The organism is Herbaspirillum sp. DW155 (assembly GCF_037076565.1).
GTDB lineage: Bacteria > Pseudomonadota > Gammaproteobacteria > Burkholderiales > Burkholderiaceae_D > Herbaspirillum.
In genome coordinates, this window is sequence record NZ_AP029028.1 from 3,102,067 (window position 1) to 3,121,379 (window position 19,313).

Annotated in this window: 14 protein-coding genes; 1 reads left to right on the forward strand and 13 read right to left on the reverse strand. The window is 65.7% G+C overall.

Features of this window, described 5'->3' with window-relative positions; translation table 11 throughout:
• Window positions 1-31: 31 nt before the first annotated feature.
• Genes AACH55_RS14185 through AACH55_RS14200 form a run of 4 tightly spaced genes read right to left on the reverse strand, consistent with a single transcriptional unit; the run spans window position 32 to window position 9,138 of the window.
• The gene (locus AACH55_RS14185) at window positions 32-1,540 is read right to left on the reverse strand and encodes an efflux transporter outer membrane subunit (RefSeq protein WP_338715212.1); all 1,509 of its coding nucleotides are present in this window, start codon (window positions 1,538-1,540) and stop codon (window positions 32-34) included.
• Window positions 1,541-1,545: 5 nt separating this feature from the next.
• A complete protein-coding gene (locus AACH55_RS14190) occupies window positions 1,546-4,677 on the reverse strand; it encodes an efflux RND transporter permease subunit (RefSeq protein ID WP_338715213.1) in 3,132 nt (1,043 codons plus the stop codon).
• Complete coding sequence (locus AACH55_RS14195; RefSeq protein WP_338715214.1) at window positions 4,674-7,910, reverse strand: efflux RND transporter permease subunit; 3,237 nt, start codon at window positions 7,908-7,910, stop codon at window positions 4,674-4,676. The genes AACH55_RS14190 and AACH55_RS14195 overlap by 4 nt, the downstream gene beginning before the upstream one ends.
• A gap of 4 nt (window positions 7,911-7,914) precedes the next feature.
• Window positions 7,915-9,138 carry an MdtA/MuxA family multidrug efflux RND transporter periplasmic adaptor subunit gene (locus AACH55_RS14200; RefSeq protein ID WP_338715215.1) on the reverse strand — a complete coding sequence of 408 codons (1,224 nt, stop codon included), beginning with the start codon at window positions 9,136-9,138 and terminating at the stop codon, window positions 7,915-7,917.
• 521 nt (window positions 9,139-9,659) lie between these two features.
• On the opposite strand from AACH55_RS14200, the gene AACH55_RS14205 reads away from it, so the two are divergent.
• Entirely contained in the window at window positions 9,660-9,857 is a 198-nt protein-coding gene (locus AACH55_RS14205) for a hypothetical protein (protein ID WP_338715216.1), read from the forward strand.
• Window positions 9,858-9,928: 71 nt separating this feature from the next.
• Here the strand turns inward: AACH55_RS14205 and AACH55_RS14210 are convergent, their stop codons facing one another.
• Genes AACH55_RS14210 through cobJ form a run of 9 tightly spaced genes read right to left on the reverse strand, consistent with a single transcriptional unit; the run spans window position 9,929 to window position 19,259 of the window.
• Window positions 9,929-11,398, reverse strand: a complete 1,470-nt coding sequence (locus AACH55_RS14210) for a cobyric acid synthase (protein ID WP_338715217.1) — start codon at window positions 11,396-11,398, stop codon at window positions 9,929-9,931.
• The gene (gene cobD / locus AACH55_RS14215) at window positions 11,391-12,401 is read right to left on the reverse strand and encodes a threonine-phosphate decarboxylase CobD (protein WP_338715218.1); all 1,011 of its coding nucleotides are present in this window, start codon (window positions 12,399-12,401) and stop codon (window positions 11,391-11,393) included. The genes AACH55_RS14210 and cobD overlap by 8 nt, the downstream gene beginning before the upstream one ends.
• A complete protein-coding gene (cbiB, locus tag AACH55_RS14220; RefSeq protein WP_338715219.1) occupies window positions 12,394-13,347 on the reverse strand; it encodes an adenosylcobinamide-phosphate synthase CbiB in 954 nt (317 codons plus the stop codon). The genes cobD and cbiB overlap by 8 nt, the downstream gene beginning before the upstream one ends.
• Window positions 13,341-13,952, reverse strand: a complete 612-nt coding sequence (gene cobU / locus AACH55_RS14225) for a bifunctional adenosylcobinamide kinase/adenosylcobinamide-phosphate guanylyltransferase (RefSeq protein ID WP_338715220.1) — start codon at window positions 13,950-13,952, stop codon at window positions 13,341-13,343. Before cobU ends, cbiB begins: the two co-directional genes overlap by 7 nt.
• The gene (bluB, locus tag AACH55_RS14230) at window positions 13,949-14,620 is read right to left on the reverse strand and encodes a 5,6-dimethylbenzimidazole synthase (protein ID WP_338715222.1); all 672 of its coding nucleotides are present in this window, start codon (window positions 14,618-14,620) and stop codon (window positions 13,949-13,951) included. Before bluB ends, cobU begins: the two co-directional genes overlap by 4 nt.
• The gene (locus AACH55_RS14235; RefSeq protein ID WP_338715223.1) at window positions 14,617-15,948 is read right to left on the reverse strand and encodes a cobyrinate a,c-diamide synthase; all 1,332 of its coding nucleotides are present in this window, start codon (window positions 15,946-15,948) and stop codon (window positions 14,617-14,619) included. The genes bluB and AACH55_RS14235 overlap by 4 nt, the downstream gene beginning before the upstream one ends.
• Window positions 15,948-16,550: a cob(I)yrinic acid a,c-diamide adenosyltransferase gene (gene cobO, locus AACH55_RS14240; RefSeq protein WP_338715225.1), complete on the reverse strand. Its 603-nt coding sequence runs from the start codon at window positions 16,548-16,550 to the stop codon at window positions 15,948-15,950. The genes AACH55_RS14235 and cobO overlap by 1 nt, the downstream gene beginning before the upstream one ends.
• A gap of 31 nt (window positions 16,551-16,581) precedes the next feature.
• Window positions 16,582-17,697 (reverse strand): GTP-binding protein, encoded by a 1,116-nt coding sequence (locus AACH55_RS14245; RefSeq protein ID WP_338715226.1) that lies wholly within the window; start codon window positions 17,695-17,697, stop codon window positions 16,582-16,584.
• Between the two features lie 2 nt (window positions 17,698-17,699).
• A complete protein-coding gene (cobJ, locus tag AACH55_RS14250) occupies window positions 17,700-19,259 on the reverse strand; it encodes a precorrin-3B C(17)-methyltransferase (protein WP_338715227.1) in 1,560 nt (519 codons plus the stop codon).
• Between the last annotated feature and the right edge of the window lie 54 nt (window positions 19,260-19,313).

Below are 19,313 nucleotides of genomic sequence, written 5' to 3' on the forward strand. Positions count from 1 at the left end.
GGTACAGGGTGGCACCCTGGCCGCCCTGCCATCAATTGGCCGGTTTCTTGGCCGGTTTCTTGTCGGTCTGATGGACTGCGGGCGATGCCTCAGCTTCATCGGCATGCCACCCGCCGCCCAGGGCGACGATCAGCTGCACGCTGGTAGTCAGCTGCGTACCCTTGAGTTCCCACAGGCTTTGCTGGGCGGAGAGGCTGGTGGCCTCGGTGGTGGCCACGTCCAGATAATTGATCTTGCCCGCCTCGTATTGATCGCGCGTGACCCGGGCCGAGACGATGGCGGCATCCGTGGCGGCCTGCTGGGCCTGCATTTCGGATTCCATGATGCGCATCTTGGCCAGATAGTCTTCCACCTGCCCCAGGGCTGTCAGCACCGTCTGGCGATAACTGGCCACCGCCGCATCGTAGCTGGCGCGGGCCTGTTCGACCTGGGCTTTGATGGAGCCGCCATCAAAGAGCGTCTGGCTGAACGAGGGACCGAGCGACCAGAAGCGATACGGCGCCGTAAAGAGCTTGCTGGCGCTGCTGTTCTGGAAGCCGGCACTGGCCGAGAGCGTCAGGTCCGGATAATAGGCCGCGATGGCCACCCCGATGGCCGCATTGGCCTTGGCCATGCTGCGTTCGGAGGACGCGATGTCCGGGCGTCGCTCCAGCAGCGTGGAGGCCAGCCCCACCGGCGTGACCGGCACCTGCATCTGGCCGCCGATGACGGCAGGCAGCGAAAACGCCGCCGGCGCCTTGCCCAGCAGGATCGCGATGGCGTGCTCGTACTGCGCACGCTGCCAGGCCAGGTCATGCATGGAGGCCTTGGCCGACTCCAGCTGGTTGCGCGCCTGCGCCACGTCCGCGCGGGACGACTGGGCCTCGGCATACTGGTTCTCGACGATGCTGGCATAGCGGGTGTAGGCCGCCACCGTTTTTTCATACAGGGCGATGCGCTCATCCAGAATGCGCAGCGCGAAATAATCCTGCGCCAGGCTGGACTGCGCGCTCAGCAATGCATTGGCCAGATCGGCCCGGCTGGCCTGGGCGCTGGCCACGTCTTCTTCGCGCGTGCGGCGCAGCTTGCCCCACAGGTCCAGCTCCCAGCTGAGGCTGCCCGAGGCCGAGACCTCATTGCTCACGCCGCTGCGGGTGGTGCTGCTGGTGCTGGTCTTGCTGCCCGTGGTGCCGGAAGCATTGCCGCTGCGCGTGCCGCTGGCCGTGGCCGTGACGGTGGGATAGAAGCTGGCATCGGCCTGGCGCACCACCGCCTGAGCCTGCGCATACTGGGCCGCGTATTGCGCCACGTTCTGGTTGGAAATCTCGACCTGGCGCATCAGGGCATCGAGCTGTTCATCCCCGAAGGCTTGCCACCAGGCGCTGCGCGGCTGGTCGTCGGACGGTGCCGCCTGTTTCCAGCCGGCTGCCTCCTTGTAGGCGATGGGCATATCCACGCCGGGACGATGATAGTCCGGACCCACGGCGCAACCGGCCAGCAGCGTGAGCAGGCAAGCCAGGGCCAGGGGACGCGGGCGCAGTGATGGAGTCAAAGAAGGCATAGTGATCAATTCTCGCTAGCAGGAACGGACGGACGCGGCCGGCGACGGCGCCAGAAGCGCTTGACCGCGCTGCCCAGGCGGTCCATGTAGACATAGACCACGGGCGTGGTATAGAGGGTCAGAAGCTGGCTCAGGGCCAGGCCTCCGCAGATGGTCAGACCCAGCGGACGGCGCAGCGCGGCGTCACCGCCGGTTTGCAGCACCATCGGCAAGGCCCCGAAGAGGGCTGCCAGGGTGGTCATCAGGATAGGACGCAGGCGCATGCGGCAGGCTTCCAAGATCGCGCGCTCCGGTGTCCAGTCGTGCTGTCGCTCGACGTGCAGAGCGAAGTCCACCATCAGGATGGCGTTCTTCTTGACGATGCCGATCAACAGCAGCACGCCGATCAATGCGATCACCGTAAATTGCGTGTTGGTCGCCAACAGCAGCAGCAAGGCCCCCACGCCGGCCGAGGGCAAGGTGGAGAGGATCGTGATGGGATGGATCCAGCTCTCGTAGAGCATCCCCAGCACGATATAGACCGCCAGCAGCGCCGCCAGGATCAGCCAGGGCATGGCGCTGGCCATGGCCACGAAGGCTTGCGCCGTGCCTTGCATGCCGCCATGGATGCTGCCGGGCAGGCCCAGGCTGATGACGGCCGCATCGATGGCCGCCTTGGCCTGTTGCAGCGAAACGCCATCGGCCAGGTTGAAGGCGATGGTGGTGGTGGCACTCTGGTTCTGGTGCGCCACCGCCAGCGGCGCACTGGCGCTTTGCAGGCGTGCGAAGGCCGACAGCGGCACGGCATTGCCGGCGCTGTTGAGCACGAACAACTGCTTGAGTACCTCGGGATCCTGGGTGTACTGGGGTGCCAGGCCAAGAATGGTGTAGTACTGGTTCAGCGCCTGATACTGCGTGGCGACCTGGCGCTGACTGAAGGCATTGTTGAGGAAGTCATCGATGTTCGTCATTTCCAGTCCCAGCCGGCGCGCCGCGATGCGGTCGATCACCAGCTTGACGGCCTGGCCGCCGCTTTGTGCATCGGTGTCCACGCTGGTCAGTTCCGGCAGCTTGCGCAGCACGGCATAGACTTTCGGCGACCACTCCCGCAGCGTCTCCAGCGAATCCGATTGCAGGCTGTACTGGTAGGTGGCATTGGCGCTGCGTCCGCCCATGCGCAGGTCCTGCCCGGCCATCAGGAACAGCGACGCGCCCGGCACGCCGCTGGCCTTGCGCGTGAGCCGGTTGGCGATTTCGGTGGCGGTGGATTTGCGCTGGCTGGCGTCCTTCAGGCTGACGAAGAAATTGGCCGTATTGCGCGAACCGAACGCCCCGCCTCCGGTGGAGGCCATGACCGAGGCCACGTCCGGGTCGCTCTGGATCAAGCGGCTGAAGGCCAGCAACTGCGGATGCACGGACTGGAAGGACGCGGCCTGATCAGCCCGCATCTGGCCCATCAGCATGCCGGTGTCCTGATCGGGGAAGAAGCCCTTTTGTACGGCGGTGAAGAGAAACAGATTCAATGCCACCGTCAGCACCAGGCTCAGCAAGGTCAGGCGCTTGTGGCGCATGACCCATTCCAGGCTGCGGGCATAGCCGTTTGATACGCCATCGAGGACACGCTCGATGGCGCGATAAAACACATTGGGCCGCACCGCCGCACCCGATGCATCGCGCTTGTGGGCGCGCAGCAGGCGCGAGCACAGCATCGGCGTCAAGGTCAGCGAAACGATCATCGACAGCACCAGCGACACCGACAGGGTGACGGCGAACTCGCGGAACAGGCGGCCCACGATGCTGCCCATGAGCAGGATGGGCAGGAACACGGCAATGAGCGAAGCCGTCATCGACAGCACCGTAAAGCCGACTTCCCTGCTGCCGTCCAGCGCCGCCTTTAGGGGCGGCGCGCCCTCCTCCAGATGGCGGCTGATGTTTTCCAGCACCACGATGGCATCGTCCACCACGAAGCCGGTGGCGATGATCAGTGCCATCAAGGACAGGGTATCGAGACTGTATCCAAGCAGATACATGGCCGCGCAGGTGCCGATGAGGGAGATAGGCAAGGCCACCGCCGGAATGAGCACCGCCCGTGCATTGCGCAGGAACAGGAAGACCACGGCAATGACCAGCAGCGTCGAGATCAGCAAGGTCAGCTCGGTTTCGTGCAGGGATCCGCGAATCGAGGGCGAGCGGTCCATCGCCAGGCTGAGTTGCACTTCCTTGGGCAGCATCTGCTGCAGGATCGGCAGCTGCGCCTTGATGGCGTCGATGGTGGCCAGCATGTTGGCGCCGGAGGAGCGCGTGATACCCATCATCACCGAAGGCGAATCGTTGAAGTAGCCTGCCACGTACTGGTCCTGCACCGAGTCATAGACCCGGGCCACGTCGGAGAGCTTGACTGCAGCGCCGTTCTGGTAGCTCACCACCAGGTTGGTGTAGTCGCTGGCCTTGGTCAGCTGGCCGTTGGCATCCACCCACCAGTGCATGCCCTCGCCTTGCAGTTCGCCCTTGGGCAGGTTGGTGGTCGCATTGGCCACGGCCTGGCGCACCGTATCCAGCGAAATCCCGTAGTGGCTCAACTGCTGCGGCTGCAATTCAATGCGCACCGCAGGCAAGGCGCTGCCCATGAGCGAGACCTGCCCTACCCCCTGCACCTGCGCAATGGTCTGCTGCAGTTTGCTGGAGGCCAGGTCGTAGAGTTTGCCCTTGTCCACCGTCTTGGAAGTCAGGGCCAGCAGCAGGATGGGCGCATCGGCCGGATTGGCCTTGCGGTAGGTGGGCAAGCTCTTCAAGCTGCTGGGCAGCAGGCTGCGCGCCGCATTGATGGCCGCCTGCACGTCACGGGCGGCACCATCGATATCGCGCTCCAGGTCGAACTGGACGATCACGTTGGTGGAGCCCTGCGAACTGCTGGAGGTCATTTCGGTAATGCCGGCGATCTGCCCCATGGCCCGTTCCAGCGGCGCGGCAATGGTCGCGGCCATGGTTTCCGGGCTGGCACCGGCCAGGCTGGCGGTGACCATGATGGTCGGGAAATCCACCTGCGGCAACGGTGCCACCGGCAGCATCCGGTACGCCAGCGCGCCCAGCAGGGTCAGCGCCAGACTCAGCAGCAGCGTGGCAACCGGGCGCAGGATGAAAGGACGCGACAAATTCATGCGGACTCACCCAGGCTGGATGCACGGGCGGCCCAGCGGCGCCTGACGACGACGCTTGCCCGCTCAAAGAACAGATAGATCACCGGCGTGGTGAAGAGCGTGAGCAACTGGCTCAACAAGAGCCCGCCCACGATCACCAGCCCCAGCGGACGCCGCAGTTCGGCACCGGAGCCGGTCGCCAGCATCAGCGGCACGGCGCCCAGGAGCGCGGCCATGGTGGTCATCATGATGGGACGGAAACGCATGACGCAGGCCTGCCGGATCGCATCGAAGGCGCTCTTGCCTTCTTTCTGCGCCTGCAGGGCGAAGTCGATCATCATGATGGCGTTCTTCTTGACGATGCCGATCAACAGGATCACCCCGATCAGGGCGATGAGGCTGAAGTCCGATCCGCTCAGCAACAGGGCCAGCAAGGCACCGATGGCTGCCGACGGCAGGGTCGACAGCACCGTCACCGGATGGATGAAACTCTCATAGAGCACGCCCAGCACGATGTACATCGTGATCACCGCCGCCAGGATCAGCCACAAGGTATTGGAGGTGGCCGACGCAAACGCCTGTGCCGCCCCCTGGTAGCGCAGGCTGATGGTGTCGGGCAGACCGATCTCCTGCACCGCCTCGCTCACGGCCGCGCGTGCCTGCTCCAGCGAATAGCCCTGGCCCAGATTGAAGGAAAGAGTCACGGCCGGCGTCTGGTTCAGACGCGAACGGCTCTGGTAGCCCACCCGCTCCTGAATGCGCGCCACATTGCGCAGCGGCACCATGGGCGTGAGCGTGGTACTGCCAGCAGTCGAGGAACTGCTGGAGCTGCTGGCGGTGCTGCCCGAACTACCGGAACTGCCGGAGCTGCTGCTTGAACTGGAGCTGCCTGAGGTACTGCCGGAACTGCCCGATGTGCTGTTGGCATTGGCCAGGTACAGCTGATCGAAGGCCGACACATCCTGGCGGAACTGCGGCGCCACTTCCAGCACCACGCGGTACTGGTTGGCCTGGGTGAAGATGGTCGAGACCAGGCGCTGTCCATAGGCGTTGTACAAGGCGGTATCGACGTCGGTGGCGGTGAGGCCGTAGCGCGCCAGCGCCATGCGGTTCATGTCGACGTAGGCCACCGGACTGCTGTTCTGCAGATTGCTGGTGATGTCGCGCAATTCGGGATGCCTGGCCAGTGCCGCCTGCAGGCGCGGCGCCCAGGTTTCCAGATCGGATTGGGTCGGCGTGGACAGGGTGAGCTGATATTGGCTCGGCGTGACCTGATCATCCACGCTCAGGTCCTGGCTGGCGGTCAGATAGAGCCTGATGCCCGGCACTTGCGCCGCTGCCGCGCGCAGGCGCTCGATGACGGCCGGTGCGCGGTCGCTGCGCTCATCGAAGGACTTCAGTTCGATCTGCAGACGGCCATTGGAGAGCGAGGTATTGTTGGCACCATCCACCCCCACCACCGAGGAGATCGACTTAACCGCAGGGTCCTGCTGAATGACCGCAGCCAGCGCCTGCTGACGGCGCGACATTTCCGCGAACGAGACATTCTGCGGTGCCGTGGTCACCCCCAGCAGTTGCCCGGTATCCTGGATCGGGAAGAAGCCCTTCGGTACGGCCATGTACAGCAGCGCCGTCAACACCAGACTGGCGGCAGCCACCACCAGCGTGAGGCGCTGATGTCGCAGCACCCAGCCCAGGCTGCGCTCATAGGCCTGCAACAGGCGATCGAAACGGCCGGCGCTCCAGCGGGCGAAACGTCCTTCCTGCTCGGACGGAATATGGCGCAGCAGATAGGCACACAACATCGGCGTGAGCGTGAGCGAGACCAGCATCGACACCAGAATGGAGACGGCCAGCGTAATGGAGAATTCGCGGAACAGCCGCCCCACCACGTCCCCCATGAACAGCAGCGGAATGAGCACCGCAATGAGCGAGAACGTCAGCGAGATGATGGTAAAGCCGATCTCGCGCGATCCCTTGAAGGCGGCCTCCATGGGGCTGTCGCCATTTTCCAGGTGGCGCTGGATGTTCTCCACTACCACGATGGCATCGTCGATGACGAAGCCGGTGGCAATGGTCAGCGCCATCAGGGTCAGGTTGTTCAGGGAAAAACCGGCCAGATACATCACGCCGAAAGTTCCCACCAGCGACAGCGGTACCGCCACGCTGGGAATGAGCGTGGCCGACACCGTGCGCAGGAACAGGAAGGACACCATCACCACCAGCGCAATGGAGAGCATCAGCTCGAACTGCACGTCGGAAATGGAAGCGCGGATGGTCTGCGTGCGGTCGCTCAGGATCTCCAGCTTCACCGCGCCGGGCAGGCTCTGCTGCAACGAGGGGAGCAAGGCCTTGATGCTGTCCACCACCTGGACCACGTTGGCGCCCGGCTGGCGCTGGATATTGATGACGATGGCCGGCTTGGTGCCGGCCCAGGCCGCCTGGTAGACGTTTTCCGGCGCCTGCTCGATGCTGGCGACATCGCGCAGGAACAGGGCCTGCCCGTTCTGGTAGGCCACCACCAGATTGCCGTACTCCTCGGCGCTGCGCAGCTGGTCATTGGCATCGATGGTCACCGAATGGGCCGGACCATCGAAGCCGCCCTTGGAACCGTTGACGTTGCCGTTGTTGATGACGTTGTAGAGATTTTCCAGTGTCAGGCCATGCGCGGCCAGCGCGGTCGGATTGGCCCGCACGCGGATGGCCAGTTGCTGGCCGCCCGCCAGCGTCACCAGCCCCACACCGGAGACCTGCGACAGCTTCAGGGCGATGCGGGTATTGACCAGATCCTGCACCTGGGTCAGCGGCAGCGATTCGGAGGTGGCCGCCAGCGTCAGCACGGCGGTATCGGCCGGGTTGACCTTCTTGTAGGTGGGCGGGTTGGGCAGGCCCGAGGGCAGCAGCGCATTGGCCGCATTGATGGCCGCCTGCACTTCCTGCTCGGCCACGTCCAGCGACAGCGCGAGATTGAACTTGAGCGTGATGACCGAGGCACCGCCGGCACTGGTGGAATACATCTGGGCCAGCCCGGCCATCTGGCCGAGCTGGCGCTCCAGCGGTGCGGTCACGGCGGTGGTCATCACTTCCGGGCCGGCCCCCGGATAGAGCGTGGTGACCTGGATGGTGGGATAGTCCACCTGCGGCAGCGCCGAAATCGACAGCGTACGGTAAGCGAACAGCCCCGACAGCACCACCGCGATCATCAACAGCAGCGTGGCAACCGGCCGCCGGATAAAGAGACTGGATGGATTCATCGCTTCAACGTCCCGGCGGACCCATGTGCATGCGGTGTTGAGGCGCGTTCTCCAGCTCGCTGGCATCGACCTGCTGCGCCTTGACCAGCTTGACCTTGCTGCCGTTGGTGAGCGAATCGATGCCCTGCGTGACCACCTGGTCGCCTGCGTTGACACCGGTGCTGATGACGATGCGGCCGTCATCGGTGACCGGTCCCGTGCTCACCACCTGGCGCCGCACGGTATTGTCGGCATTGACCACGAACACGTACTTGCCGGAATCGCTCTGCTGCACCGAGGACGCGGGCACCAGCACGGCCTGCCTGAGCGTATCCACCTGCAGGCGCACATTGACGAACTGGTTCGGATAGAGCGCATCATCGTTGTTGTCGAACAGAGCCTTGAGCTGCACGCTGCCGGTGGTCGAATCGACCTCGTTGCTGATGAACATCAGCTTGCCGCTGGCGATGGTCTGCGTACCCTGCTGCTCCAGCGCCTGCACCGGCAAGGTCTTGCCCTGGCGCAAGGGCCCCAGGATCGACTTGAGGTTGGCCTGGGGGATGCTGAATTTCACCGCGATGGGATGGGTCTGGGTGATCGTGACGATACCGGTCGTATCGCTGGCGTGGACCACGTTGCCCGGATCGACCAGGCGCAGGCCGGCATAACCGCTCACCGGCGCGGTGATGCGGCCGTACTGGATATTGAGCTGGGCGGCCTGGATCTGGCCCTGAGCGGCCTGGACCGCGCCTTCGTACTGCTGCACGGTGGAACGCTGGGTATCCAGGTCCTGGCGCGCCAGCGAGTCCTTGGCAAACAGGCGCTCGTAACGATCCAGGGTCTGCCTGGCGCTGACCAGCTGGGCCTGGCTCTGCGCCAGCGTGCCCTGGTACTGGACCACTTCTGCCTGGTAGGCACGGGTATCGAGCTGCGCCAGCAGCTGCCCCTTCTGCACGTATTGCCCCTCGGTAAAGTAGACCGCCTGCAGATGTCCGTCGATACGGCTGGTCACGGTCACGCTGGCGTTGGCGGTGACCGTCCCCAGGGCGGTCAGGGTGACCGGGACATCCCCGGTCGTGGCGGCACCGACCTGCACCGGGGTCGGCATGTCCATGTTGGGGAAGGGTCGACGTCCACCTGTCTTGTGCGACAGGAACCAGCCCGCAGCGATGATCAGCAGCAGGACAACGAGGGCGACAAGCCAGCGCAGAGGGCGGCGGACCGGTGGGGCAGAAGATTGGGCAGTCATGTGTAGGCGGCCTGGAGTTATTGGATGGGTTCTGGTCAGTCGAACTCGTCCGCCCCTGACTGGCTGGCCACGTACGCGCGGCATGGCTGAACGGACGATATGAAAGGAAGGATGTCTTCCCTGGCCTGCGGCCGTTTCACATGCAATCCGGGATTACGAGTGACCATCCCCCTTGGCCTGCCCCCTCGCAACGCCGCGCCGGTGCGGTGTGGCGGCGAGGATCTCCGAGCATGGCAGGCCAGGTCTGCTGGCCGCTCCCCAAGGCGTCATCCCGGGAGAATGTGAACGGTCGCTAGTGTGGGGCTTAGGCACAGGCCGGGATAACTCTTTTACGATTCGTCGCACTGCGCTTACATCAATTCAACATTTTCCTCATTATTCCCTCACTATTTGCTGGGCTTAATGGCGCTCCTGCTGAGAAGGACGACGCGCGCGGCAAAGAAAATTCCCCCCTGAACGCCGGCTTCCCCTATCCTTGCACAGGGCACTCACGCCCATCATCACCGAAGCAAGGAGGCATCATGGCCAAGAAAGAGAAACTGGATCCGGAAACCGAAGCCCTGATCCAGTGGTGTACCGAAGTCGAGCAATTCCTGGTCAAGGGCGGCGCCACGCTGGATCAGGCGCAGGAGCATATCGAGGAACAGGTTGAATGGTTTACCGACCTCTTCTACGACGGCCTGACGCCGGAGGAAGCTGCCAGGGAAGCCTTGGCCTGATCTTCATCAGCCCCTCCCTCATCCCGCATCCCGGCTCGCAAGGCCGGGATTTTCTTTGGCGTCGCGCCGTATCATTTCCGCGCAAACCGCGTCGGCACCCGCTGCAAGGCCGCATACAAGGGCCGGCAGGATTCGGCCAGACGCTCCAGGCTGGCCTCGCGCAGCGCGTCCAGATCCACCGGCTCGGTTCCCGCCAATCCGGCCCAGGCCAACAGCGCGCCAAAGGCTTGCGGCGTATCGAACATGCCGTGCAGGTAGCTGCCCAGGATCTGCCCATCCGCAGATTGCGCACCCTCGCCGCGCCCATCGATGACGAATGCAGGACGCTCCAGCGCCGGTCCGCAGGAGACGCCCATATGGATCTCGTAGCCGCTGACCGTGGCGGCCGTCTCACTGAAGGCGCATTGACCGCTGACCTGCAGCAATTTCTTCTCACGTGTCAGTTCGGTCCGCATCGGCAGCAGACCCAGGCCGACACTGCTGCCGGGCGCGCCTTCCACGCCATGCGGATCATCGACGCTCTCCCCCAGCATCTGAAAGCCGCCGCAGATGCCGATCAGCTTGCCGCCATAACGCAGATGGCGCGCAATGGCCTCTTCCCAGCCGTGTTCGCGCAGCCAGCGCAGGTCGCCGCGCGTGTTCTTGCTGCCGGGCAGGATGATGAGATCGGCCGGCGGTACCGGTTGCCCTGGTCCGACGAAACGCAAGTCCACTCCGGGATGCGCACGCAGCGCATCGAAGTCGGTATGGTTGCTGATGCGCGGAAAGACCGGCACCACGATACGAAAATCCCCCCTGCTCTCCTGGGTGGCCACCACGGCATCTTCGGCATCCAGATGCAGGCCATGCAGATACGGCAGCACCGCCAGCACGGGCTTGCCGGTACGGGCTTCGAGCCAGTCCAGGCCGCCCTGCAAGAGACTGATGTCGCCCCGAAAACGATTGATGACGAAGCCGATCACGCGCTCCCGTTCGCTCTCGGAAAGACAATCGAGAGTGCCGGTCAGGTGCGCAAACACACCGCCCCGATCGATGTCGGCCACGATGATGACCGGGCAATCGACCGCTTCTGCAAAACCCATGTTGGCAATGTCGCGCGCACGCAGATTGATCTCGGCCGGACTGCCCGCCCCCTCCACGATCACGCAGGCATACTGCGCGCGCAGGCGCTCGTAGGATTGCAGCACGGCCTGCATGGCTTCGGTCTTGTAGCGGTGATAGTCGCGGGCGTTCATGTCGGCGCGCACCTTGCCATGCACGATGACCTGTGCGCCGGTATCGCTGGAGGGTTTCAGCAACACCGGGTTCATATCGGTGTGGGGCGCGATGCCGGCGGCCTGCGCCTGCAGCGCCTGGGCCCGGCCGATCTCGCCGCCGTCACTGGTGACGGCGCTGTTCAAGGCCATGTTCTGCGGCTTGAAGGGGGCGACGCTGATGCCATCCTTCTTCAGCAGGCGGCACAACGCAGCGGCCAGGGTGCTCTTGCCGGCGTCGGACGTGGTGCCCTGGATCATCAATGTATGGAAGGGAAACTCAGCCACGTTGGCTCCATGTGTTCAGGGCGTGTTGCAGGCGCGACCAGCCCGCTTCATCCGGCGGCAGGCCAAGGCGGATGCCACCGGCACCGCGCGTGAAGAGGCGTACCCAGACACCTTCGCACGCCATTGCTGCATGAAACGCCGCAGCCTCGCGCTCCGGCCACCACTGGAACAGCGGCGTGCCGCTGGCCTGGATGCCGTGTCGCGCCAGCAGCACATGCAGGCGTTGGCCTTCGCTCAGCAAGGTCTGCAGCGTGGCGGCCTGCCAGTGGCGGTCGCGCAGGGCTGCAGTGCCGATCTGCTGGGCCGGGCCGCTGATGGACCACGGGCCCAGCCAGTCGGCCAGGGTCTCCAGCAGCGCCGGTGCAGCGCCTACGAAGCCCAGGCGCAAGCCCGCCAGGCCGAAGAATTTACCGACCGAGCGCAACACGATCAGGCCCGGCTGGTCGCTCAGCGCCGCCACGCTGTCGCCATGCGAGGTGTCACCAAAGGCTTCGTCCACCACCAGCCAGCCCCCCCGGGCGGCCAGGATCGCGGTCCAGCGCAGCAGCGTTTCGGGGGCGACCGTGGCACCGGTCGGATTATTGGGATTGCACAGCACCAGCACCTGGCAGCGGCCTTCGCGCAGGGCTGTATCGAGCCCGTCATACGGCACCTCGCGCACGGCATGCCCGGCGCGCCGCCAGCAGTGCGCATGTTCGGCGTAGATGGGCGCGGCCACGATCACCTCGGCCGGGCGGCCATCCTGCTGCAGGCGCAATTGCGGCAGCGCCTGGATCGCCGCCTGGGTGCCGGCCACCGCCAGCAGGCGGGGGGCGCGGTAGTAGTCGCAGGCGGCCTGTTCCAGTGCGTGCGAAGTTTCGGGCAAGCGATGCCAGGCATCCGCAGAAGGTGCCGGCGCCGGGTAAGGACGAGGATTGATGCCCGTGGAGAGATCCAGCCAGTCAGTGCGAGGGCGGCCGTAATGACGGGCCGCGTCGTTGAGATTGCCGCCGTGTTCAAGCATGGCCCGCTCCCGCTGCCAGCCACAGTAGTGCCAGCGCCCACACCACGGCCAGCCACAGCGCGGTGCTCATCGCTACCAGGCGCCAGGCGCGCACGATGTCGGCCCCTTGCGGCGGCAGGCCCCGGCCCAACGGCGGGCGCTGCTCCAGTTCGCCGTCATACACCGCAGGCCCACCCAGGGCCAGGCCGAGCGCACCGGCACCGGCAGCCATCACGGGGCCGGCATTGGGGCTGCTCCACGCGGGCGCCTGTGCCTTCCAGCAATCCAGGGCCTGACGACGTTGCCCCAGCCACGCATAGGAAAACGCCGTCAGGCGCGCGGGCAGCCAGTTGAGGGCATCATCGATGCGGGCGGCAGACCAGCCGAAATACAGGAAACGCGCATTGCGATAGCCCCACATGGCGTCCAGCGTATTGGCCAGCCGGAACAGCAAGGCGCCGGGACCACCGGCCACCAGGAACCAGAACAGCGTACCGAAGACGGCATCGTTGCCGTTTTCCAGCAGGGATTCGACGCCGGCCTTGGCGAGGTCTTCTTCGCTGGCCTCGCGCGTGTCGCGGCTGACGATGAAGGAGGTCAGGCGGCGCGCCTGGGCCAGCTCGCCCTGCGCCAGTGCCTGGGCAATCGGCAGCGTGTGTTCGCGCAGGCTGCGCAGGCCGATACAGAAATACAGCAACCCCGCATGCAGCAGCGCCGCCAGCCAGCCGGGCAGCGCGGCCAGCAGCCAGGCGCAGGCCAGCACCGGCGGCAACACCACCAGGCACCACGCCAGCACACCACGCAGGCGCAGTGCGGGAGCGTGATTGAGTGCGCCCTCGATGCGCTTGGCCAGGTTGCCGAAGCCGACCAGCGGATGCCAGCGCCGCGCCTCGCCCAGCAGCAGGTCCAGCGCAATGCCCAGCGCCATCAGCACGGCCAGCGACGGCCAGGACAGGCCGCTCAGCATGAGATGTCCTTGAAGGTCAGCGGCAGGCCCACCGCGACCCATTGCACCCGTTCGCACAAGGCGGCAACGGCCTGGTTCAAGCGCCCTGCCTCATCGACGAACCAGCGCGAAATGGCGCCCTGCGGCACGATGCCCATGCCCACTTCATTGGACACCAGCAGCACCGGTCCGGGCAGCTCCTGCAAGGCCAGCAGGAAGTCCGCGCGCTGCTGCGCAAAGGCGGGCGGCGGCGTGATCGGCCCCAGTTCGGGATAATCCAGCCCCTCGGCAAAGAGCAGGTTGGCCAGCCACACGGTGAGGCAATCGACCAGCACCACGGTATCGGCGCGGCTGTGCGCGCGCAGTGCCGCGCCCAGGGCCAGCGGTTCTTCCACGGTGCGCCAGTGACCACCGAGGGCGATGCGGCGCTGCTGGTGATGAGCGATACGCGCCTGCATCTCGGCGTCGTCCCGGCTGGCGGCGCGATTGGCGGTGGCCAGGTAGACGATCTCGCGCGCACCGGCCTCCAGCGCGGCCAGGGCCAGACGCTCGGCATGGGCGCTCTTGCCGCTGCGGGCAGCGCCAAAGATCAGGCTGCGGCGTGGCGTGGGGGATGGCGTGGTCATGCTTGCGGTTCTCCTTGCGCCGGCCAGCGGTCCTCGAAGACCAGATCCTGCAAGCGCTGGCGTTGTGCCCATTGCTGCTGTTCCAGCATGGGCTTGTCGTAGAAAGCGGGCACGTGGCCCAGGCACAGGACGGCCACCGGTTCGGCGCCCTGCGGCAGATGCAGCAATTGCGCCAGCGCGGCCGGATCAAAGAGCGAGACCCAGCCCATCCCCAACCCTTCGGCGCGCGCGGCCAGCCAGAGGTTCTGCAGCGCGCAGGACAGCGAGGCCAGGTCCATCTGCGGCAGGGTGCGGCGACCGAAGATGTGGCGCTCGCGCTGATCCATGAGCGCAGCCACCAGCAGCTCGCCGCACTCGCGGATGCCTTCCACCTTCAGGCGCATGAATTCGTCCTCGCGCTGCTCCAGCGCGCGGGCGGTGGCGATGCGTTCCTGTTCGACCAGCGCGTGGATCTGCGCACGCAAGCCGGGACTGCGGATGCGCAGGAAACGCCAGGGCTGCATGAAGCCCACGCTGGGGCCATGATGCGCGGCCTGCAGGAGGCGTTCCAGCAGTTCCGGCGCGACCGGATCAGGCAGGAAATGACGCATGTCACGCCGCTCGCGGATGGCGCGGTACACCGCATCGACCTGCTCCTGCGGATAGCGATGGGCCACGGGATCGCTCATGCGCCTGCCCCGAAGAGCGCCGCCACCGTGCGCGGCGCCGAGCGGAAATAGCCGTGCAGGTAGGTGGCCGTGACCTGGCCACGGCGGTAGACCACCTCCCCTTCCGAGGAATCGAACAGGCGCTCGCCGCGCGCCATGAATTGCGCGCCCACCACCGCACGCGAATAGTGGAAGGTATGGCAGCGCAGATGCTCGCCAATCGCCCCCGGCAGGTTCAGTTGCAGGGTCTGGTAGCCCAGCCCTTGCAGGCGCGGCTGCACCGTGGCCTGGCCCGGCAGGATGCCGCATAGCTGGCCGCTGCTGCCATCGCCGGCGATGACGGTTTCCAGCAGGAAGAGCATGCCGCCGCATTCGGCATAGAGCGCCTTGCCGGCCTCGGCATGGGCGCGCAGGCTGGACTGGGTGCGCTGCGCGGCCTGCAGCACGGGCAGATGCAGTTCGGGATAGCCGCCCGGCAGCCAGACCGCATCACAGGCGGGCAAGGGCTCATCGGCCAGCGGCGAGAAGAAGGCCAGCGTGGCCCCCATCTGCGCCAGCAGATCGAGGTTGGCGGTGTAGATGAAGGAAAAGGCCAGATCACGCGCCACGGCGATGGTCTTGCCCTCCAGAAGGCGCGGGAAAGCGCGTTCCGGCGGGGGCGTACCGAAATCCACCGGGGCCGGCAGATTGGCCAGTGAAGTCGCTGACATTCTTTCAGCAACGGCATCCAGCCGCGCATCCAGATCGCTGACCTCGGGTGCAGCCACCAGGCCCAGGTGACGTTCGGGCAAGGCGAATTGCATGTCGCGCTGTAGGCCGGTCAACAGCGGCACCGAAGGGCGCGCATTCTGCAAGCCCTGGCGCAGCATCTGCGCATGGCGCGGACTGGCCACGCCATTGGCCAGCACGCCGGCGAACTGCAGTTCGGGACGATAGGCCAGCAGGCCCTGGGCCAGCGCGCCGATGGTCTGCCCCATGCCGCGCGCATTGATGACGGCCACGATGGGAATGCCCAGCAACTGCGCCAGATCGGCGCTGCTGGGCTCGCCATCGAAGAGGCCCATGACGCCCTCCACCAGCAACACGTCCGATTCGGCCGCAGCCAGCGCCACCTGGCGGCGGCAATGATCTTCACCACCCAACCAGAGGTCGAGGTTGACCACCGGCTGGCCGCTGGCCTGCTCCAACACCATCGGGTCGAGGAAATCGGGGCCGGTCTTGAACACCCGCACGCGCTTGCCCTGGCGCCGGTACAGGCGGGCCAGGGCGGCAGTGATGGTGGTCTTGCCGTGGCCGGAAGCGGGGGCTGAGATGAACAGCGCCGGGCAACGGTGATCTGGATGCGTCATCAGAATTCCACGCCTTTCTGCGCCTTCACGCCCTGCTCCTTGTAGGGATGCTTGAGCGGGCGCATCTCGCTGACCAGATCGGCCTGTTCGATCAGCGCCTCCGGCGCATGACGGCCGGTGACGACGATGTGCAGCATCTCGCGGCGTGCGGCGAAGACGCGCAAGACTCCTTCCAGATCGAGGTAGTGATATTTGAGGACGATGTTGAGTTCGTCCAGGATCACCATGTCATAGCTGGGGTCCTGGATCATGCGCACGGCCTCGGCCCAGCCGCGTGCGGCGGTGCGCATGTCGGCCTCGCGGTCCTGGGTGTCCCAGGTGTAGCCCTCGCCGACCACGTGGAAGTCGCAGCGGGCGTGGCCGCCCAGGAAGTCGCGTTCGGCGCTGTAGAGCGCGCCCTTGATGAACTGCACCACGCCCAGCTTCATGCCGTGGCCGAGGATGCGCATGCCCATGCCGAAAGCGGCGCTGGACTTGCCCTTGCCGGTGCCGGTGTTGACGATCAGGAGACCCTTTTCTTTCTGGGCGGCGGCCTTCTTCTTTTCGAAGCCCTCCTTGTGGCGCTGGGTCATGCGCTTGTGCGATTCGGGATCGGTTTTCATGATGTGCTTCTTTCTGGATACTGCTACGAAATCAATGCCATTCGGTCGCCGTCAGTGATGACAGCAATTGCGCCACGCGTGCGCGGCTGGGATGGTAGCCGATGAAGACCAGTTCCGACCGCCCCGCCCCCTTCTCACCCTGGACGGCGGCGACAACGGCGCGGGCCCGCACCGCTTGCAGCAACTGCGTGCGTCCCTCGCCGGTGGCGATGAAACCCTTGGTGCGCAGGATGGGCTGGTCCAGCGCCACGGCCACCACGGCGCGGCGCAAGGTCTCGGCCTCCTGGGCCGCGTTGCTGCGCAGGGTGAAGGATTGCCAGCCCGGGTCCTGTTCGTGGAAATGCTTGTGGGTGGACAAGCCGTGACTGTGCGCCCCCAGGCCGGAATGCGCATGACCATTGAAGCGCCACTGGTCGGCCGCCACCGTGGCGCGTTCGCCCGGCATGCTCACCTGGGTGTAGTGATGATGCACGGCCGTGCCCGCCTGATGCAGTCGCAAGCCCAGCGCCAGGCGGATGTCCAGCCGGGCGCCATAGGCCAGTTCGAGAAAGCGCACGTTGGGCGCCAGCGCACGCACGCGCTCTTCGGCGTGCAGCAGGGGCGCTTCTTCCATGCCGTCGATCTTGTTCAGGACCACCACGTCGGCGCATTCCAGTTGCTGGCGGAACAGCTGCGCCGTGGCATCGCGTACGGCATCGCCGCTGGCAAAGGCGTCTTCCAGCAGCAGCGGGGTATCGACCACGGCCAATGTCGCGTCCAGCACGAAATGCGGTGCCAGTTCTGGCGATTGCAGCACCTCCATCACCGCGCTGGGCAGGGCCAGACCGGAAGTCTCGATCAGTACATGGTCGATCTGCGCCCGGCGCGCGGCCAGGGCCAGCATGGCGGGGACGAAATGTTCATCGTCGCCGTAGGCAATGAGACCGTGGGCGAAATCCTGGATCTGCACGTGACCCTGCGCATCGCCCTCGGCACGCAACAGGTCGCCATCGATGGCGACTTCGCCGAACTCGTTGATGAGCAGCGCCAGCCGGCGCGACTGGCGGCGCTGCACCAGGCCGCGCAGCAAGGTGGTCTTGCCGGCCCCGAGAAAGCCGGTGACCACCGTGACCGGGATCGGTGGCAAGGCGGGCTGAAGGCTGGCCATGCTCAGGCTCCGGCCAGCGCCGCCAGTTGCGCCTGCAGGCTTGCCAAGTCATGCGCCACCTGCGGATAGGCCAGCTGCGGCCGGCGTACCGTCAGCAGTGGAATGCCCAGGGCATGCGCGGCCTCGGCCTTGGCCCGATAGCCGCCGGCCTCGCCGGAATCCTTGGTGACCACGCAGTCGATGCCCCAGTCGCGCCACAAGGCTTCGTTGAAGGCCTGCGAGAACGGTCCCTGCATGGCGCACAGGTGGGCGCGCGGCAGGCCCAGTTCCAGTGCGCGCTGAATGAAATCAGGATCGGCCGTGACGCGGGCGAACCATTGGCGGTCGGCCGCGCCGGGCGCTTTGAGGAAACTCCCCAGGTCCTTGGAACCGGTGGCCAGGAAGATGCGGCGGCCCATGGCAATAGCGCGCTCGGCGGCTTCTGCCATGTCGGCGCAGCCATGCGGATCATCGGCGGCCATGTCGCTGGGACGTTCATAGCGCAGATAAGGCAGGCCCAGCTCCTGCGCCAGCGTCATCAACTGCTGCGACATCTGCACCGCAAACGGATGAGTGGCATCCACCAGCACCCGCGCCTGGCTGTCGCGCAGCGCCTGACGGCGCGCTTCCACGCCCTGGCGGCCGGCCCAGACGTGGGCACCCGGACAATCCTGGCTGGCCAGCTCGCCACCATAGGCGGTGGCGGTGGAGATCACCACGCGCTCACCCTGCCCCGCCAGTTCGCGCGCCAGCAGGTTGCCGTCGCTGGTGCCGGAGAACACCCAGACGGCCTGCTGCGGCAGTTGCGCCACTTCCTGCGCCTGGGTTTCTTCGCTCCAGTCGTTGTAGCCGCGCGGAGTGAAGATCCAGCCGCGCTTGCGCTGCGTAAAACGATTGCCGATCACGATCGAGGTCAGCATGTCGAACTGCAGGCCGGGCAATTCATCCAGGCGATGGATGGAGACCTGCTGCCCCGGCCGATAGGCATTGCGCACCACGCCGCACAGGGTATGCGGGGCCTTGTGTTCCAGCATCAGTTGCAGGATGCGGTAGACCCCCTCCTGCCGGCCCGCGCTCTGCACGTTGTAGAGCACGCAGGCCAGATCGGCCTGGGCGATGTGGCTGGCGCGCTGCTCGATCCAGGACCACGGACACAGCAGATTGGACAGCGACAGCGTGGCGAAATCGTGCGACAGCGGCGAACCCAAGAGCGAAGCGCAGGCATTGGCCGAGGTCACGCCGGGGATGACGTTGACATCAAAGCTATCGTCCTCGCGCATGTCGTCGAAGGCCAGTGCGGCCATGGCATAGATGCCGATATCGCCGCTGGAGATCAGCGCCACGCGGCGCCCGGCGCGGGCCTGTTCGATGGCCAGCAGGGCACGCTCGCGCTCTTGCGTCAGCGGCGGGGTGTGGATTTCCTTGCCCGCGATGTGCGATGCGATCCAGCGCAGGTACAACTCGTAGGCGACGATGACCTCACTATCGCGCAAGGCCTCGATGGCGCGCGGGATGATCATTTCTTCGAAACCGGGGCCGACCGAGACCAGGTTCAATACGCCTTTTTTCTTGACTGCTTCCATCGGGTTTCCTGCCATTGAATAAGGTTCTTCCAACATCATCTGACTACCGTTCGG

Excerpts from the sequence above, each read along its gene's own strand:
- cobU (WP_338715220.1), bottom strand. The coding sequence starts at position 13,952 with ATGACCACGCCATCCCCCACGCCACGCCGCAGCCTGATCTTTGGCGCT.
- AACH55_RS14235 (WP_338715223.1), bottom strand. The coding sequence starts at position 15,948 with ATGACGCATCCAGATCACCGTTGCCCGGCGCTGTTCATCTCAGCCCCC.
- AACH55_RS14190 (WP_338715213.1), bottom strand. The coding sequence starts at position 4,677 with ATGAATTTGTCGCGTCCTTTCATCCTGCGCCCGGTTGCCACGCTGCTG.
- cobO (WP_338715225.1), bottom strand. The coding sequence starts at position 16,550 with ATGAAAACCGATCCCGAATCGCACAAGCGCATGACCCAGCGCCACAAG.
- AACH55_RS14205 (WP_338715216.1), top strand. The coding sequence starts at position 9,660 with ATGGCCAAGAAAGAGAAACTGGATCCGGAAACCGAAGCCCTGATCCAG.
- cobD (WP_338715218.1), bottom strand. The coding sequence starts at position 12,401 with ATGCTTGAACACGGCGGCAATCTCAACGACGCGGCCCGTCATTACGGC.
- cobJ (WP_338715227.1), bottom strand. The coding sequence starts at position 19,259 with ATGGAAGCAGTCAAGAAAAAAGGCGTATTGAACCTGGTCTCGGTCGGC.
- bluB (WP_338715222.1), bottom strand. The coding sequence starts at position 14,620 with ATGAGCGATCCCGTGGCCCATCGCTATCCGCAGGAGCAGGTCGATGCG.
- AACH55_RS14185 (WP_338715212.1), bottom strand. The coding sequence starts at position 1,540 with ATGCCTTCTTTGACTCCATCACTGCGCCCGCGTCCCCTGGCCCTGGCT.
- AACH55_RS14200 (WP_338715215.1), bottom strand. The coding sequence starts at position 9,138 with ATGACTGCCCAATCTTCTGCCCCACCGGTCCGCCGCCCTCTGCGCTGG.
- cbiB (WP_338715219.1), bottom strand. The coding sequence starts at position 13,347 with ATGCTGAGCGGCCTGTCCTGGCCGTCGCTGGCCGTGCTGATGGCGCTG.
- AACH55_RS14195 (WP_338715214.1), bottom strand. The coding sequence starts at position 7,910 with ATGAATCCATCCAGTCTCTTTATCCGGCGGCCGGTTGCCACGCTGCTG.
- AACH55_RS14245 (WP_338715226.1), bottom strand. The coding sequence starts at position 17,697 with ATGGCCAGCCTTCAGCCCGCCTTGCCACCGATCCCGGTCACGGTGGTC.